14 protein-coding genes are annotated in these 16,841 nt (G+C 72.6%); 8 read left to right on the top strand and 6 right to left on the bottom strand.

Annotated features, from left to right (window positions below; all coding sequences use genetic code 11):
* Positions 1-6: 6 nt before the first annotated feature.
* Positions 7-2,913: an AAA family ATPase gene (locus ACFWU3_RS17810; RefSeq protein WP_384437841.1), complete on the bottom strand. Its 2,907-nt coding sequence runs from the start codon at positions 2,911-2,913 to the stop codon at positions 7-9.
* A gap of 189 nt (positions 2,914-3,102) precedes the next feature.
* The gene (locus ACFWU3_RS17815) at positions 3,103-4,797 is read right to left on the bottom strand and encodes a S8 family serine peptidase (RefSeq protein ID WP_384438068.1); all 1,695 of its coding nucleotides are present in this window, start codon (positions 4,795-4,797) and stop codon (positions 3,103-3,105) included.
* Positions 4,798-5,306: 509 nt separating this feature from the next.
* On the opposite strand from ACFWU3_RS17815, the gene ACFWU3_RS17820 reads away from it, so the two are divergent.
* The 3 genes from ACFWU3_RS17820 (at position 5,307) to ACFWU3_RS17830 (ending at position 8,269) form a co-directional block, all read left to right on the top strand.
* Complete coding sequence (locus ACFWU3_RS17820) at positions 5,307-6,356, top strand: glutathione S-transferase family protein (protein ID WP_384437845.1); 1,050 nt, start codon at positions 5,307-5,309, stop codon at positions 6,354-6,356.
* A gap of 220 nt (positions 6,357-6,576) precedes the next feature.
* Positions 6,577-7,242, top strand: coding sequence for a hypothetical protein (locus tag ACFWU3_RS17825; RefSeq protein ID WP_384437847.1), 666 nt, complete (start codon positions 6,577-6,579; stop codon positions 7,240-7,242).
* 82 nt (positions 7,243-7,324) lie between these two features.
* Positions 7,325-8,269, top strand: a complete 945-nt coding sequence (locus ACFWU3_RS17830) for an NAD-dependent epimerase/dehydratase family protein (protein WP_384437850.1) — start codon at positions 7,325-7,327, stop codon at positions 8,267-8,269.
* Between the two features lie 15 nt (positions 8,270-8,284).
* On the opposite strand, the gene ACFWU3_RS17835 is transcribed toward ACFWU3_RS17830, so the two are convergent.
* The gene (locus tag ACFWU3_RS17835) at positions 8,285-9,133 is read right to left on the bottom strand and encodes a class I SAM-dependent methyltransferase (protein WP_384437853.1); all 849 of its coding nucleotides are present in this window, start codon (positions 9,131-9,133) and stop codon (positions 8,285-8,287) included.
* A gap of 177 nt (positions 9,134-9,310) precedes the next feature.
* Between ACFWU3_RS17835 and ACFWU3_RS17840 the strand changes: the two genes are divergently transcribed.
* The gene (locus ACFWU3_RS17840; RefSeq protein WP_384437856.1) at positions 9,311-9,988 is read left to right on the top strand and encodes a winged helix-turn-helix transcriptional regulator; all 678 of its coding nucleotides are present in this window, start codon (positions 9,311-9,313) and stop codon (positions 9,986-9,988) included.
* Between the two features lie 144 nt (positions 9,989-10,132).
* Here the strand turns inward: ACFWU3_RS17840 and ACFWU3_RS17845 are convergent, their stop codons facing one another.
* On the bottom strand, positions 10,133-10,594 hold the full coding sequence (locus ACFWU3_RS17845) for a GNAT family N-acetyltransferase (RefSeq protein ID WP_384437859.1): 462 nt from the start codon (positions 10,592-10,594) through the stop codon (positions 10,133-10,135).
* Between the two features lie 138 nt (positions 10,595-10,732).
* Here ACFWU3_RS17845 and ACFWU3_RS17850 point away from each other — a divergent pair, with 138 nt between their 5' ends.
* Positions 10,733-11,551 (top strand): methyltransferase domain-containing protein, encoded by an 819-nt coding sequence (locus tag ACFWU3_RS17850; protein ID WP_384437862.1) that lies wholly within the window; start codon positions 10,733-10,735, stop codon positions 11,549-11,551.
* Between the two features lie 101 nt (positions 11,552-11,652).
* Positions 11,653-11,796: a hypothetical protein gene (locus ACFWU3_RS17855; protein ID WP_384437865.1), complete on the top strand. Its 144-nt coding sequence runs from the start codon at positions 11,653-11,655 to the stop codon at positions 11,794-11,796.
* A gap of 16 nt (positions 11,797-11,812) precedes the next feature.
* Here the strand turns inward: ACFWU3_RS17855 and ACFWU3_RS17860 are convergent, their stop codons facing one another.
* Positions 11,813-13,738 carry a glycoside hydrolase family 5 protein gene (locus tag ACFWU3_RS17860; protein ID WP_384438071.1) on the bottom strand — a complete coding sequence of 642 codons (1,926 nt, stop codon included), beginning with the start codon at positions 13,736-13,738 and terminating at the stop codon, positions 11,813-11,815.
* Between the two features lie 146 nt (positions 13,739-13,884).
* Here ACFWU3_RS17860 and ACFWU3_RS17865 point away from each other — a divergent pair, with 146 nt between their 5' ends.
* Entirely contained in the window at positions 13,885-15,159 is a 1,275-nt protein-coding gene (locus ACFWU3_RS17865) for a 4-hydroxybenzoate 3-monooxygenase (protein WP_384437868.1), read from the top strand.
* Between the two features lie 590 nt (positions 15,160-15,749).
* Here the strand turns inward: ACFWU3_RS17865 and ACFWU3_RS17870 are convergent.
* Complete coding sequence (locus ACFWU3_RS17870) at positions 15,750-16,145, bottom strand: HGxxPAAW family protein (protein ID WP_384437871.1); 396 nt, start codon at positions 16,143-16,145, stop codon at positions 15,750-15,752.
* An 83-nt stretch (positions 16,146-16,228) separates the two neighbouring features.
* Between ACFWU3_RS17870 and ACFWU3_RS17875 the strand changes: the two genes are divergently transcribed.
* Positions 16,229-16,756 (top strand): MarR family transcriptional regulator, encoded by a 528-nt coding sequence (locus ACFWU3_RS17875; protein WP_384437874.1) that lies wholly within the window; start codon positions 16,229-16,231, stop codon positions 16,754-16,756.
* Positions 16,757-16,841 lie beyond the last annotated feature (85 nt).

Consider the following 16,841-nt stretch of genomic DNA (forward strand, 5'->3'; position numbering starts at 1 on the left):
CGCTCCTCAGGGGCCCGCCGGGCCGTCCGTCGTCTCCGGCGGCGGACGGTGCGCGGGCCAGGAGTTGAGCGCGGTCGCCAGCTGTGCACGCGAACGGACGTCCAGCTTCTGGTAGATGCGGGTCAGGCGGGCCTCGACCGTCTTCACGCTGAGGTAGAGCTTCGCCGCCGCCTCCTGGTTGCTGGCGCCCTCGCGGACCAGTGCCGCGAGACGCAGCTCCGCCTCCGTCAGGGAGTTCGGAGCGCCGCCTCGGGCAGGATCGGGCTCGGCCGAGCGGGACGGTGTCTCCGCCGCCAGCGCCAGCCAGGGCAGTGCTCCCGTGCGTTCGAAGACGGCGGCGGCCGTCTGGAGGGCGTTCTGTGCGGAGGAGCGCCGTCGGCGGCGACGCTCGACGCGGGCCAGCGCGACGAGAGCGCGCCCCCGCTCCAGTGGCAGGCCCGCCGCGTCGAACCGCTCGGCGGTCTCCGTCAGCAGCTCCGCCGCCTCCTCGGGCTTGCCGCTCGCCGCCAGATACAGCGCGTACGCCCGGTCGCAGCCCAGCAGCACCGTCGTCCGGCCGAGCCGTTCGGCCACCGGGCGGACACCGGCCAGGAGGAAGGCGGCCTCTTCCGGGGCGTCGGCGGCGACCAGAGCCTCCGCCAACTCCTCGTGCCAGCGCAGCATCGACGGGTCGACGGTCGACTGGGCCTGCTCGTCCGCGCGGACACGGCGCAGCGTCTCCACGGCGTCCGTCACGTCGCCTGCGACGAGTTGGACCCGTCCGAGCGCGTAGAGACTGCGGGAGAGGAAGACCCGGTCGCCCTCCTCCTCGGACGCCTGGACGCTGCGCCGGGCGTAGCTCGCGGCGCGCGCGAAACTGCCGCCCGCGGTCTCGGCGAGGGCCAGGGCGTACCAGGCGGGCCCCGGGGACAGCCCGGCTTCCAGGGTCAGGGCGAGGGACCGTCCGGCGTGGGCCACCGCCGCGGCACACAGGCCCTGGCGGGCCTCGATCTCCGCGAGCGTACGGAAGAGTTCGATGGCGTCCTCGACCGTGCCCCGCCGCTCCACGAGAGGCAGCAGTGCGTTCAGCTGATCGCGGGCGTCGGTGAGCCGGTCGTCGAACAGGGCATGACGGATCGTCAGGATCTGGGCCGCGTTGCGGATGCCGAGCGGGCGGTCGACCAGTTCGAGCGCGCGCGCCTCCGCGAGCACCCGCTGCTCCTCCGCGGAGCCGAGGACCCGTTCCATGCGCGCCTGCACCGTCAGGGCCCGGGTCGCCGTCTGCCGGTCGCCCACCGATGCGGCGAGCCGGGCCGATTCGACGGCGGCCGCGCGGGAGCGGACGGGATCGCCGTCGGCGAGCACGTACTTGACCGCCAGCCGGAGCTGGACGGCCGCGCGCAGGGCCGTGTCGTCCTCCGAGTCCTCCATGGCGTGCACATAGGTCTCGTCGAGGTCGCCGAGCCCCTGGCCCGCCGTGTCCAGCACAGCGAGGCGTGCGCGCACCCGGTCGGCGGGGGTGGCGTCACGGGCCAGCAGATCGGTGGCGGCGCGCATCGCGAGATCCGCGCGTGCCGCCCGCGCGGCCTCCTCGGCCGCGTCCACGAGCCGCGCTATCCGCTGTCCGCCGTGCTCGACGGGTGTCGACTCCGCGGCGAGCAGGGCCAGTTCGGCGGCCAGGGCGCTGTTGCCGCGGCGCCGCGCGGTGTCCGCCGCCGCGGCCACCTCGTGCGCGAGGTGCTCGTCGGGCGCGTCGGCGGCCAGCGCCCGGTGCCGCACCGCTTCGACGGGGTCGTTGACCACGCGGGCCAGTGCGGTGTGTCCCGCGCTGCGCTCGTTCCAGCAGGCGTCGTGCACGAGGGTGGACGGCAGGACGCCGGCGCTGAAGGCGACGGTGCCGTCCTCGGTGAGCGTGATGAGGTTCGCCCGCTCGGCGGCGGCGAGGTCGGCCTCTGCCGTGGCACGGCCCGCGCGGCGGATCAGGGCCGCCGTCGGCCGCAGCGCCAGGGCGGCGAGCAGCAGGGTGCCGCGTACGGCCGGGGACGCGGCGCCCAGGAGCTGCCGGGCGAGGTCGCGGGCGCGGCCCGACAGCGACAGTGCCTCGGCGTGGTGGACCGGTGTCCGGGCGTCGGCGAGCGAACGGCCGACGGCGAGCGCGAGACGGGGGTTGCCGCCGCTGGCCCGGTGAATACGGCCGGCCATCCGGGACGGCAGCCGGTGGTGGACGAGCAGTTCGGCGATCTCGTCGGCGTGCAGGGCCGGCACGAACAGCACATCGGCCTCGGAGGGCACCCACAGGGCTTCGGGGCCCGACGGGTCCTGCGGGGGCTCGCCGGGTCCCGGAGCGGTGGGGGAGTACGCGGAAGGGGTCTCGGCGGCGATGACCCGCAGCGCCGGCGGAGCCAGATGCAGCGCGAAGCGCAGCAGGTCCGCGCTGTCGGCGTCGATGTGCTGGACGCCGTCGACGACGAGCAGGACCGGAGCCTGCGCGGCGAGGGTCCGCAGGATCTGGGCCAGGGCGAGCCGCAGCGCGATGGGGTCCCAACCACCTTCGGGGATGGGCGCCTCGCGGCACAGCATGGCGACGGCGCTGCGCTGCGGTCCTGGCAGTGCTTCGAGTGCGTCGACCGGTCCGGGACCGCCGGGCCCGGCGGGCGACGGGGCGGCGGGCCATGAGACGGACGCGCGGACGGAGGCGAGGAGAGCGGCCGCCGCCGCTCCGGGTATGTCCCGGTCGGCGGGGAGCGTGGCCAGCCAGAGCACGGTCTCGCCGCGGGACTCGGCCTGTGCGGCGGCGGCCAGGGCCATCTCCGTCTTGCCGATTCCGGCGGGACCGGTGAGGAGCGCGCGCCCTCGGGTGTTCAGGACCCGCTCGAGCCGGGCGAGGAGCTCGGCCCGCCCCACCGGCGCGGGGCGGTGAACCGTCGTCGTCACGCCCTTCACCCCCCTTGTGACCTGCGCAGGTCTCTGCCTGTGAGTGCAGAGCATACGAATCAGGCCACGGCAGTCCAGGCCCCGCGTCCGACATTCGGACGCGAGGTCCGGGAACAGCGGCGGGGCGCGCCCGCGGAATGTGCCGCGAACGCGCCCCTGACCAGCCCTGTGCTGCTGTGGTGCGGGTGCTCAGAAGGTGAGACTCCAGGAGTCGATGTAACCGGTGTCACCCGAGGCCACATCGCGGACCTGCAGCTTCCACATTCCGTTGGCGACCTCGCTGGAGGCGTCGACGGTGTAGGTCGCCACGACGTTGTCGGCGCTGTCGGAGGACGAGGACGCCTTCAGGTTGCGCACGGTGCCGTCGGGGGCGACCAGATCGACGACGAGGTCGCCGCGCCAGGTGTGCTTGATGTCGACGGCGACCTTGAGCGCGGCGGGGGCGTTGCCCGAGCGGCCCGAGACGGCGATCGTGGAGCTCACGGTCGCGTTGTCGTTGATCGTGACGTCCGCGGCGTTGGTGAAGGTCGCGCCACCGGGGGTCGTGGTCGTCACGGCGTTCACGGTCTTGGTGGCGTCGGCGATGCCGGTGCCGCAGCCGCCGGTGCACGTGCCGGGCAGCGCACGGGCGTTGGCCTTGATCGCGGACTCGATGTCGGCGGGCGTCAGGGCCGGCTTGGCCGACTCCAGCAGCGCGGCGAGACCGGCGATGTGCGGGGCGGCCATCGAAGTGCCCTGGTAGGGCTTGTAGTTCTCCGCCGACTGCGTGGTGGTACCGGAGTTCAGGGTGGAGAGAATGCCGTTCTCGGGCGTCGTCACGGTACCGGGGGTGTCGGTGGCGCGACGGGTCTCACCGCCGGGCGCGGCCACATCGACGCTGGTGCCGAAGTTCGAGTAGAACGACCGGTTGCCCTCGCGGCTGGTGGAGGCCACGTTGATGATGTTGGCGCAGTTCGCGGGGGTGAAGCCGGAGGCGTTCGCGTTGCTGTTGCCGGCCGCGACGACGACCGTGGTGCCGCGGGAGACGGCGCCGTTGATCGCGTTCTGGTAGACGCTCGGGCAGGTGGCGCTCGAACCGCCGAGGCTCAGGTTGATGACCTTCGCCGGGGTGGCGTTGGCCGGGACGCCGGGCACGCTGCCGCCCGAGGCCCAGGTGATCGCGTCGGCGATGTCCGCGGAGGAGCCGCCGCACTTGCCGAGCACACGGACGGGCTGGATCTTCGCGTTGTACGCGATGCCGGCGACGCCCTTGGTGTTGTTCGTGGTCGCCGCCACGGTGCCCGCGACGTGCGTACCGTGCCAGGACGAGTTGCTCGCCTTGGAGCCCGCACCGCACTCGCCGTCGGTGGCGTTCCAGTCGCCCTCGTCCTTGGCGTTGTTGTCCCGGCCGTTGCCGTCGCGGGCGTCCGCGGAGGAGGAGATGAAGTCGTAGCCCGATACCACGTTGCCCGCGACGTCGGAGTGGGTGGCGTAGCCGGTGTCGATGACGGCGACCGTGACACCGCTGCCGGTGGTCTTGTCCCAGGCGCCGGGCACGTTCATGCCGCCGGTGGCCTCGAACAGGTCCCACTGCTTGGCGTACTCGGTGTCGTCGGGTGTGACCGCCATCGCGTAGGCGCGGATGTCGGGTTCGACGGACGCCACCGAGGGGTCACCGCGGAAGGCGTTCATGACCTCGGTGAGGTCCTTCTTCGAGGTCTCGCCGCCCAGGTCCACCAGGGCGGCACCGCCGGCGAGCCGGCGCTCGAAGGCAAGGCTCTCGCCGGTCGCGGAGCCCTTGGCGGTCGCGTCACCGGCGGCGGCGGTGTTGGAACGTGCCTCCGCCGAGGTCGCCTTGTAGGTGACGATGACCTTCTCGACCGGCGAGACCGGCAGGCCGGCCATGGCCTGCGAGGCCGGAGCCGGCTTCGGCGAGGGGGTCGGGGTGGCGGCGAGGGCTACGGAGGACGTGGCGGCCACGGCGGCGATCGTGGCACTCGCAGCCACGACGGCTATGAGTCTCCGTCTGGAACCGTTCAAGGTGTTCCCCTTCAGATGACGGCGCGGAGCGCGGCGGACGGCGCGGGAATCGCGGTTCGCTGTGGGGGTGCGACCCGCGATTCCCTGGGCCGGGTACGCCCGTGCGCCCCCCGCCGTCGCAAACGGCCCCTGGTCAAGGGCCGCCACCGGCGAAACCCCTGATTTCCATGCACCTGACATCAACGAGTCGGGGCACGAGATCCGCCGGTTCGGCAGACAGTAGGGAACGCCGAGATGAACCCGATACGGGGAAAACCCTTGTCACCCCGTGCGGGGACCCGCGAGAGGGCAGGGCGCGGCGCAGACTGGGCATGCGTACAGCGCACGTCCGCACCCGGCCGTGCGGCAGGACGCAGACCGTAAGGAGACAGGACATGAGCCGCCCCACCGACAGTGACGGCAGCACGCGCGACGGCCAGGGGGGCAACGCCGGGTACGGGAAGAAGCCCTTCAAGCGGTCCACCAGTCATTTCGCCGACCGCATCACCGCTGACGGGAGGGACGGCTGGCCGGTGGAGGCGGGCCGCTACCGCCTGGTGGTGAGCCGTGCCTGCCCCTGGGCGAGCCGCGCGCTCGTCTCCCGGCGGCTCCTCGGACTGGAGAGCGCGGTGTCCCTCGCCGTCACCGACCCGATCCAGGACGATCGCAGCTGGCGCTTCACCCTCGACCCGGACGACCGCGACCCCGTGCTCGGGATCCGCTTCCTCAGCGAGGCGTACGACGCGCGCGAGAAGGACTACCCGGGCGGCGTGAGCGTACCGGCGGTCGTGGACGTCCCCTCCGGCGAGCTCGTCACCAACGACTACCAACAGATCACCCTGGACTTCGCGACGGAGTGGACGGAGCTGCACCGCCCCGGCGCCCCCGACCTCTACCCCGAGCGGCTCCGCGACGAGATGGACGAGGTGATGGGCGGTATCTACCGGAACGTCAACAACGGTGTCTACCGGGCCGGTTTCGCCTCGGAACAGAAGGAGTACGAGACCGCCTACCACGACGTGTTCCGGCAGCTCGATCTGGTCTCCGAGCGGCTGTCGGACAGGCGCTACCTCATGGGGGAGACGATCACGGAGGCGGACATCCGGCTGTTCACCACGCTCGTGCGCTTCGACGCCGTCTACCACGGTCACTTCAAGTGCAACCGCTCGAAGCTGACCGAGGACCCGGTGCTGTGGGCGTACGTCCGGGACCTCTTCCAGACGCCCGGCTTCGGCGACACCGTCGACTTCGACCACATCAAGCGGCACTACTACCAGGTGCACGAAGGCATCAACCCGACGAAGATCGTGCCGCTGGGACCGGACACGTCGGGGTGGCTGACCCCGCACCACCGCGAGGAGCTGGGCGGACGGCCCTTCGGCGACGGCACACCCCCGGGGCCGGTGCCCGCCGGGGAGGAGGTCTCTGCGGCGGGGCGCCCCTGAGACCTGTCGGACCGCGGGTGATCTTGTGCCCCCGTGGGTGCCGGATCCGTGACGACTCCGCCCGCCTGCCGTCGCCGGGAACGGCCGCAGACGTGTCCGCCCGCGGACGGTGGATCTGTCACGGCCGGGCCCCATACGTACCGACACCGTGACGATCGCCCCGTGCGCCCCCTATGTGGCGGTACCTTCGCTCTGCGTACCGAAGCCTTGGGGGGACACCATGCGCAAGACCCTGTTCGCCGCTGTCGTCACCGCCGCCACCTGCCTCGCCCTGACCGCATGTGAGGGCGGCGCCGAGGCCGGCGGCGGTGACGCGGCGCCGTCCACGACACGACCGCTGCCCACGGCGCCCGCCACACCGGCATCCGCCACACCCACACCCGCCGGTGAGCCGGGCCCCGCGGACTCCGGGCCCGCCGCTCTCGACCTCGGCGAGCCGTCCCGGACCGTGGGCGCCAGGACCGTCGGCATCCTGGAGATCACTCCGTCGTCCGTGGTCTATGCCGACCAAGGCGCCGGAGCGACACCGCAGTCCGGCGTCTTCGCCGTCGTGACGATGAAGCAGAAGTCGCTGAGCGCGAACCCTGCCTCCGAGGAACTGCCGGCCGCCGGCGGTGGCTGGGAGTGGCTGACGCCCGACGGGCAGACGATCCCCGCCGGCAACGGCAACGCCGGCCGAGTCGCCCTCGACGGATACGACAGCTCCGGCCCCGTCGAACCGGGCGCCACGCGGATGGCCGCCAAGGTCTTCGACCTCACTCCCGCGCAGGCCGGGAGCGGCAGGATCGTCTACACGGACGGCGTGCGTGCTTCCTACCGCTGGAAGATGCCGGCCGGGAGTACAGGTCCCGAAGTCGCCGATGTGGAAGGGCAGTTGGCGCCCTGACCGTCCTGACCCGTCCGCCGCGCGGATCATGGAGACTGGACGGAACCGCGACCGTGCGGTGACCGACCTTCGAGGAGCTGCGATGACCTCGCCCGGCGATGGGCTTCATGTGGTGTTCGGCGCCACCGGTGCGATCGGGAGCGCGGTGGTGGCCGAACTGCTGCGCCATGGACGCCCGGTGCGGGCCGTGAGCCGCGGTGGCCGTGCTCCGGAAGGTGCCGAGGGAGTCGCCGCCGACGCCGCCGACCCGGCCCAGGCCGCTTCGGCGGCCGCCGGGGCAACGGTCGTCCACCACTGCGCCGCCCCTGCGTACACCCAATGGCCCGAGCTGTTCCCCCCGCTGACCCGCTCGGTGCTCGCCGCCGCCGAGTCCGCGGGCGCCAAGCTGGTGTTCGCCGACAATCTGTACTCCTACGGGCCCGTCGACGGGCCCCTCCACGAGGACCTCCCGGCCGCGGCGCGGGGCCGCAAGGGACGGACCCGCACAGAGATGGCTGCCGAACTGCTCGACGCACACCGCGCGGGCCGGGTGCGGGTCGCGATCGGCCGGGCGTCGGACTACTACGGGCCGCGAGGCACCAACTCCACAGCGGGCGAGACCCTGTTCGGGCGTCTCCTGGCCGGCAGGAAGCCCCAGTGGCTCGGCAGTACGGTCCAGCCGCACACGCTGCACTACCTGCCGGACATCGCGCGCGGGCTCGTCACGCTCGCCGACCGCCCCGAGGCGGACGGTCAGGTCTGGCACCTGCCGGCCGACGAAGCGCTGACCGCCCGGCAGTTCACCGATCTCGCCGCCGAGGCCGCCGGGCGACCCGTGCCGGCCCGGATCGCCGTCGCGGGACCGGCCGTGCTCGCCGTGGGCGGCCTGTTCTCACCGATGCTGCGCGAACTGCGGGAAACGGCCTACCAGTTCAGCGCTCCCTTCGTCGTCGACAGCTCGAAGTTCGGTACCGCGCTGGGGCCGTTCGAACCCACACCGCACGCGGAGGCGGTGGCGGCGACCGTCGAGTGGTACCGCTCCCGGTGACGCCCCCGCGGGGCCTCAGGCCCTTCTGCGGGCGGTGACGAGGAGGTACTCCCAGTCCAGCGCGGTGGTCCCGGAGGCGTCCGCGTGGCGCAGGGCGAGGTCGTCGAGGTCGCGGTCGAGCGCCGCGACCTTCTCGGCGTCGTCCGCGATGTTCCGGTAGGTGGCGACGGTCGGCCCGTAGTTCGCCTTGAAGTACTCACGGAACGCGTCGGGCCTGTCGAAAAGGCCGATCCGCACGGTCTGCCGTCGTGCCTCCAAGTCCGTCACCCGGTCGCCGAGGAGTTCGCGGACATGAGCTTCCTGACCCCACAGAGGCGGGGGCTGCGCACCGGGAGGCGGCTTGGGGGCGTACGGCTTCATCGCCGCGAACATCTGCCCGACGAAGCCCTCCGGGGTCCAGCAGATCAGGCCCATGGTGCCGCCCGTCCGGCAGACCCGGACCAGTTCGTCCGCGGCGGCCTGATGGTGGGGCGCGAACATGACGCCGAGACACGACATCACCGTGTCGAACTCACCGTCGGCGAACGGCAGGGCCTCGGCGTCTGCCTCCCGCCACTCCACCTCGGCCCCGCGTTCGACAGCGAGCTTGCGCCCGACGTCCATCAGCTCCGGCGTGAGGTCACTGGCGACGACCTCGGCCCCGGTGAGGGCGGCGGGAATCGCGACGTTTCCCGTACCGGCGGCGATGTCCAGCACCCGCTGCCCGCTCCGTACAGCACACGCCTCGACGAGGGTCGCGCCGAGATCCGGAATGAGCTCCGCCGCCACGGCGGAGTAGTCGCCCAGCGCCCACATCTTCCGGTGTCTGGTCTTCAGCGCGCGGTCGGCCTCGGCGGCTTCGGTGGCTTCGGTGGCTTCGGTCATGACGGCTCTCCTCGGCTCTCGCGCCGGACGGAGACTGGCCGGCGCCCTGTATCGAGCGTAGGAAACGAACGGCCACCGCCCCTAGTACGGAATCTGTACCAGCGGCGCCGGGGACGGAAGCCGTATCCGCCGCCGCCGTCGGTGGTCGGGTCACCGGACCGGTCGTAGCCTGCCCCTATGGGGTCCTCGTACTACCAGTTCTGCCCCGTCGCCAAGGCGATGGAGCTGCTCGACGAACGCTGGACGCTGCTGGTCGTACGGGAGCTGATGACCGGCACCGAACACTTCAACGAGCTGCGCCGCGGGGTGCCGCGGATGTCCCCCACGCTGCTCTCGAAACGGCTTCAGCAGCTGGTGCGCGCCGGAATCGTGGAGCGGCGCGCGGTGGGGCACGAGGTCCGGTACGTCCTGACGCCGGCCGGCGAGGAGCTGCGTCCGGTGATCGAGGCGCTGAGCGTCTGGGGGGTGCGCTGGATCGGTGAGCTCGGCGACAAGGATCTCGACCCGAAACTGTTGCTGTGGGACATGCACCGCCGCGTCGACCACGGAGCCGTACCCGACGGCCGGTCCGTGATCCGGTTCCTGTTCTCGGACGTGCCCCTCCCGGTACGGGACTGGTGGCTGGTGATCACGCCGACCGAGGCGGACGTCTGCGACCGCGACCCGGGGTTCGACGTGACTGTCACGGTTTCCGCCGCCCTGCGGCGCATGATCGAGATCTGGCGAGGCGACCTGGCCTGGGCCGAGGCCCTGCGCTCGGGTGCGGTCGCGGTGCAGGGCCCCGAGGCGTTGCGCAGGGCGGTCCCGGTCTGGTTCACCCTGCCGCCGTTCGCGACGGTGCCGCGGGCCTTCTGAGACCGCGTGGCTGCTGGGACCGCGGGCCTTCTGGGACCTCCGAGCCCCGGGAAACGGCGACTCCGGCGAGCCCCGGGAAACGGCGACTCCGGCGAGCCCCGGGAAACGGCGACTCCGGCCGGCCGGTGCGGCCGGAGTCCCTGCCTACGACCCCGGCTTCCAGAGGTAGCGGACGTCCGGCTCCCGCTCCTCGTTGCGCGAGCCGTCGGTGCGCTCCACCTCCGTGAAGCCGTGGCGTTCGTAGAACCGTCCCGCCGGCCCGTTGACCTGGAACGTCCACAGCGCCAGCCCCTCGGGGCGCTGTCGCTTGGCCAGCCCCACGAGGCGGTCGCCCAGCCCGCGGCCCCGCCACGACGGATCCAGGTACAGCTGGTCGAGTTCCGGGCCGTCGAGCACCAGCAGCCCCGCGACCGAGCCGTCGGCGACCGCGACCCAGCTCTCGTGGTGGGGAACGACCACGTGTGTGAACCACGCGCGTACCTCGTCGTCGCTGTGCGCCCTTCGCACCGTGGGAAGGGCCGCGGAGAAGGAGCGCAGCCATGTGCGGGCCATCTCGTCCGCGTCCGCGTCCTCCGCGCGCCGCAGGAGCAGATCGTCGCTGTTCATGGGGGGAGACTCTGCCACAGACGGGCGGACACCCCGGGTGCGAGCATGGGATCAGGGCAGTGGCCGACGCGACGACCGGCGAGGAACCGGCCGCGTGCCCGCTGGACGACCAGTGAGCTCACTGCGGAAGGAATCGCCATGGGGGAGTCCCGACCGACCTCCGAGTTCCACGCGGGGAACATCTCCGCGTCGAGCGTCGAACGGCTCGTCGCCGCCCTGGACGCCCAGGAGGGCACCCCCGGGGTGCGCCGCCTGCGTGCCTGGGCCCATCGCGGGCTGGACGCTCGACCCGGGGAGCGGGTGCTCGACATCGGCACGGGCACCGGATCGGAGGTGCGGGCGCTCGCCGCGGCGGTGTCGCCCGGCGGCGATGCGCTGGGCGTGGAGCCGAACCCCGGTCTGCGTGCGGTCGCCGAGCAGCGGACCGCCGAAGCGGGCAGCACCGCCCGATTCGCCGAGGGCGACGCCCTGGCGCTGCCCCTCGATGATGCCTCGGTCGACCTGGTGTGGTGCGAGCGGGTGTTCCAGCACCTGGACGAGCCGCAGAAGGCGGCCGGGGAGATCGCACGTGTCCTCCGGCCCGGCGGCCGCGTCGCTCTTCTGGACACCGACTGGGCGACGGCCATCCTGCACCCCGGTGAGCCCGAGGTGGTGAAGGCCCTGAGCGCTGCCGCGCTCGCCGCCGCGGCGAACCCCTATGCGGGGCGCCGGCTCGTCGGTCAGCTGAGGGCCGAGGGGTTCGAGATCGACGACGTGGGCTCTCAGGCCCTCATCCAGGACCGTCTGGAGACCGTGGAGCCGCTGATCAGGATGCTGGGGGAGACGGCCGTCCGCAGCGGGCTGATCACCGAGCCCCAGCGGGACCGGCTCTACGAACAGCTGCTGGCGGCCGGCGAGCACGGTGCGCTCCATCTGTCCGTGACCATGTTCGGCGTCATCGCCCACCGCCCCGCCTGAGCGGACTGGGCCGAAGCGCGGATGCTTTCTTCCCGACGCACATCGACCGGGCGACCGGGGGTAGGCACTCCGTGACGCATAGGTGATCAGTTGGAGGAGACATGGCCGGAATCCTGGACCGCATCAAGTCGTTCGCCCGGAGTCCCAAGGGACGCCGGATGATGGAGCAGGGCCGGAGGGCCGCGGCCGACCCGCGCAAGCGCGCCCAGGCGAAGGAGACGCTGCGGAAGTTCCGGTCGCGCTGACCGCGACCGGACGGCCTCAGCGGAGCTTTCTGCAGAGCAGGGCGTCGGGCGTCCTCGACGAGCCGAGGCGGCCGGTGTACGCGACACCGGCCGCGTACTCGTCGTCCGCGCACTGCCCCTTGTAGCGCCCCTGCGCGAAGTCTCCGCCCTTCGCGGCCGCGGGACGGCTGTCGCCGCGGTCGAACCACACGGTCCGGCCGACGCCCCCGGGCGCCGCGTCGGAGGCCGCGCACAGGACGGCGGAGACGGCAGCCCCACGGACGCTGTAGCCGACGAGCAGATGGCGGGGCGGGCACTCCAGCTTGGTGTACCCCGAGGCCCAGTCACCGGTGCCGACGTACCGCTCGTCCCGCACCACCTCGTGACCTGCGCCCGGGGCCCACGGGTCCCGCGCGCCGGCGTCGGTGCACAGCCCTCGGTTGCCGGTGTGTCCGAGGCCGACGAGCCGCTGACCGTCGGGGCAGACCGCCTTGCGGGCGCCGGAGTCCCAGTCGGGCAGGGCGCGCATCCGCAGGGACTGGACGAAGTCCCCGTGGTCGGGGCTGAGCATCGACCAGCGGTCGACCGGGGCCACCTGGCCGGTGCGCCCGTCGGCGGCGATCAGCCGGCTCCAGGCACCGGCACGCCAGTCGTCACCGTCGAAGACCCCGATCCGCCCGCCGGCCGCGTCCCAGTGCAGCAGGGCCCAGCCGTTGCCCTTGCGGTTCTCGTGCCATCCGACGAGCGGCCAGTACGCGAAGTCGGCGTCGGCCTGGACGAGGAAGTCGACGAAGTTCTCGAACCACGCCCGCTGCTTCTCACCGTGCTCGTCCCGGCCGCCGACGCCGAACTCGCTGATCCACACCGGGGCGGTGAAGTGCCGGTCCCCTTCGCCGCTGACGTAGAACGCCTGTCGGTGGAGTACGTCGCGGAGTTCGGCGCGGGTGAAGTCCCGGTAGCGGTTGTCCGAGGTCTCACCCGTGCCGGTCGCGCCGCTGTGGCGGGGGCCCGTGTAGTCGTAGAAGTGCGCGGAGTAGACGAGTTTGCCGGACCTGACCAGGGTGTGCGAGAGCCGCTGAACGGGCTCGAGGGTGGGGCGCTCGTGCGGCAGGCCGTCGACGGGGATGCCGGTCCAGTTGATGCCCTCGACGACGATCAACAGATCCGGGTTGGCCTCCTGGAGGATGCGGTCGCCGAGCCGCTGCGTCGCCGCGAACCAGTCGTGGCGGTCACCGAGGCCCCAGTTGGGGTCGTCCCACACCGAGCGGCGCACCTCGTTGTAGAGGTCGGCGCCCACGACGCGCGGGTTGGCTCGGTAGCGCCGCGCCATGAAGAGCCAGTCGTTCTCCCAGGTCGCGTCGCTCTGGCTCGCGTTCCACCGCTCGTTGCCGTCGACGCCGCAGCACCAGCCTGTGGTGTTGGTGTGGTTGTTGAGCACGACCGCGAAGCCGGCGCCCGTGAGTGCCTCGACGGCCGCGTCGTACACCTGGAGCGGGGTCCTGCCGCGCAGCGACGGGTTGGCGGCCACCGACGCGTCCGCGACCGGACGGGTGTCGCGCAGCATCTCGTTGGAGAACGGCAACCGCACGCTGTTGAGCCCGAGTTCACGGAAGCCCGAGACGATCGCGGCCATGGAGGCGCGGTCCAGACCGAGCGGCATACGGTCGGACTTCTCGCCCGCGTGGTTGTCCGCGGCGTTCTCCGGGCTTCCCGAGCCGGTCCAGGTCCCGCTCGCACCATGCCAGTTGCCCGACTTCAGCTTGAACCGGTTGCCCTCCGCGTCGACGATGTAGCGGCCGCGCGTGCTCAGCGGAGGGGTCCACGCCGCCTGCCGCGCAGCCGGCTTCTCCGCGGCCGCGGGGCGGGGCGGTTCGGCCGCCTGGGCCGGCAGCACGGCGGAACCCGCCAGCAGGACGAGCACGGCGGCGGGCACGAACCTGATCAGGGACCGTTTCACGACCATCCATTCGACGAACACCGGCCGTGGGCACCCCGGTTGGCGGTTGACATGACTGCGCCATAATGGCGGGACCGGGTGGTGGTGAACAGAGTTGCTCCGGACACTTTCCCGGCCGTCGAGGCTGACTGAGCACCGTCATAATGCTGGACATGGTCGCCGTCTCCCCGTCTCTTGACGCCTCTCCGCTTCCCGCCTCCGCCTCGTCGCCCGTCACGCCGTCCCGCACCCGGGTCGTCGTCATCGGCGCGGGTCCCGCCGGTCTCACCGTCGCCAACATCCTGCGGGCCGCATCCGTGGACTGCGTCGTGCTGGAGACGGAGAGCAGAGAGTTCATCGAGCAGCGGCCCCGCGCGGGATTCCTCGAGGAGTGGGCCGTACGGGCACTCCAACGGCGCGGTCTGGCCCACCGGTTGCTCCAGAACACCGAGATGCACGGTGAGTTCGAGTTCCGCTTCGCGGGGGAGCGCCATCGCTTCCCGTACGGCGAGATGACCGGCAACCGCCACTTCGTCTATCCGCAGCCGCTGTTGGTCACCGACCTGGTCCGCAGGTACGCCGACGAGCTGGGCGGCGAGATCCGCTTCGGTGTACGGGACGTGCGACTGCAGGCCATCGACACGGACCGGCCCGAGGTCTCCTACACCGACCCGGACACGGGCGAGCGCGGGCGCATCGTGTGCGAGGCCGTTGCCGGCTGCGACGGGGCGCGGGGAGTGAGCCGCGCGAGCATGCCCCCGGAGCACGCGGCAGTGGCGCGGCACGACTACGGCGTCGGCTGGCTCGCCCTCCTCGCCGAGGCGCCGCCGTCCAACGACTGTGTCGTCTTCGGAGTGCACAGCCGCGGCTTCGCCGCGCACATGGCCCGCAGCCCCCAGGTCACCCGCTACTACCTCGAATGCCCGCCCGGCGACGACCCGGAGAACTGGCCGCACGACCGCGTGTGGTCCGAACTCCGGACGCGGCTGTCGGCGGACGGAGCCCGGCCGCTCGCCGAGGGTCCGCTGATCGAGAAGCGCGTGCTGGACATGCACAACTACGTCGTGGAGCCGATGTCGTACGGCCGGCTGTATCTGGCGGGCGACGCGGCCCACCTCGCGGCGCCGATCGCCGCGAAGGGCATGAACCTGGCGCTGCACGACGCGCTGCTGCTCGGCGACGCGCTGGTCGCCCACTGCGCCAAGGCCGACGACAGCGGGCTGCGCGGCTACTCGGCGGCCTGTCTGCGACAGGTCTGGCAGTACCAGGAGTTCTCGCAGTGGCTCGCGGAGGTGATGCACGGGGCGTCGTCCGGCGACCCGTTCCGGGCGGCGTCCGCGACGGCGCGGCTGCGGCGGATCTTCGAGTCACCCGCGGCGGCGGCCGCCTTCGCCGAGCTCTACATCGGCAAGGACATCGACGGCGGGGGCCACCCCGGCACGGCATGAGCCGCCCCGGGGCCGTGCCACTCCGGCGCAGTGACCGTGTTTCCGGCCGCCGTCCGCCGGACCGCGGATGATCGGTGACGCCTCCCGGGGGCGAGGGAGCCGGACCATGAGTGCTGCGCGGACCACCGGGCCGGACCGGATCGGGTGGGCGCTGGATCTCCTCGGTCCGGGACCGCCGACCGGTGCGGGAGAGTGGATACGGTCCGGAAGTCGCCGTGCTGCTCATGTGCGAACGGCTGAGGACCGATCGGCTGCCGCCCTGGCGCTCGCGCGCACGGCCGACAGCAACACCCGCATACGGCTGACAGCAACGCCCGCATACGGCCGACAGCCGCCTGGGACCTTGCCGTACGCCGTACGGAACTGGCGGCGCTGGAGGTCCGGACCCGCTCACCCCGCACCGAACTGGCGCTCCCGCCCGCGCCCTGCGACCGCGGGGTGCTGTACGGGTGCTTCGGGACGGGCGGAGCGCAGTCGGCCGAGCGCCTGACCGCGCCGGTGGCCGACGCGACGCGTGCCCACCGGCACCGATGCGCGTCCGCATCGGCACCGTCGGTATCGCGGTCCCCGGCCGGGCGCGGGGTGCCGGATCACCCTGATGTCTGCAGCGCGGGAGCGTCCGCGGTGACCGGAGTGCCGGCGGTGGCCGGTGGGACGTGCGGTGCGACGGCCGGGGCCGCCTCCGGCCTGCGGCCCGCCAGCCGGCATCCGACACAGTCCGGGTGCCCGTACCGGACGGTGGTGTCCCGGGTGCGCCAGCCGCGACGTCCGGGGGGCCGGGGCCCACTGGGCTTGCCCCACCCCGCAAGGTGCAGCAGCCAGGTGGTGAGCGCGGCGAGCACGACGACGGCGCCCCCCAGACCGAGGCCCCAGGGCGAGCCGGCGGCGAGCCCCGCGCCGAGCACGGCGGTACCCGCGGTGGCCATCGCGGTGCCGGTCCAGCCGGCCACCGTGTGGCCCATGTCGTGATCGCCGTGCGCACTCATCTCTGGCTCCTCACCGGTGGTGTGATAGATCAGCGACCTGGGCACACCTCACCCAGGAATGTCTTACGAACTAAGTAACTTAGATGCTAAGGGGATATTGGGTGGAGGGCAAGGCGCGCCCGGAGGCGACGGCCGCAGAGGCGCAGTACGCGATGGACCGCATGATCGCGCTGGCGCAGTTCGGCCAGCAGGACATCGCGGGGCGGCTCGGACTCAACGTCACCGACCTCACCTGCCTCGGGTTCGTCATCGAGGCCGGTCTGGCGGGGGAGTCGCTCGCGGCGGGCGACCTGGCCGAGCGGGCCCGGCTGACCACGGGCGCGGTGACGGGTGTGCTCAACCGTCTGGAGAAGGCCGGCTATGTGCGCCGCCAGGCGGATCCGGGGGACCGCCGCCGGGTGCGCGTGGTGATGGAGGAGTCGGCCCAGGCCCGCATTCTCGAGGTCTACGGCCCGTTCTACGAGCGCATCGCCGCGCTCTTCGCCGACTACTCGCCGGACGAGGTGGCGGTGCTGGCCGACTGGTTCACGCGGGCCAGGGATGCGATGCAGGTCTCCCTGGAGGAGACGCGGCGCGGGGGCCCGGCGTCAGGGGACCGAGCGGTGCCGTAGTCCGGCGGTCTAACGGCCCGTGAGCGGCCGGGGGCCGGGCGGCGCGAAGGCGGGTGCATCCGGCCGGGCCCGCGAGAGACGCGCG

This window comes from Streptomyces sp. NPDC058685 (assembly GCF_042714725.1).
Lineage (GTDB): Bacteria > Actinomycetota > Actinomycetes > Streptomycetales > Streptomycetaceae > Streptomyces.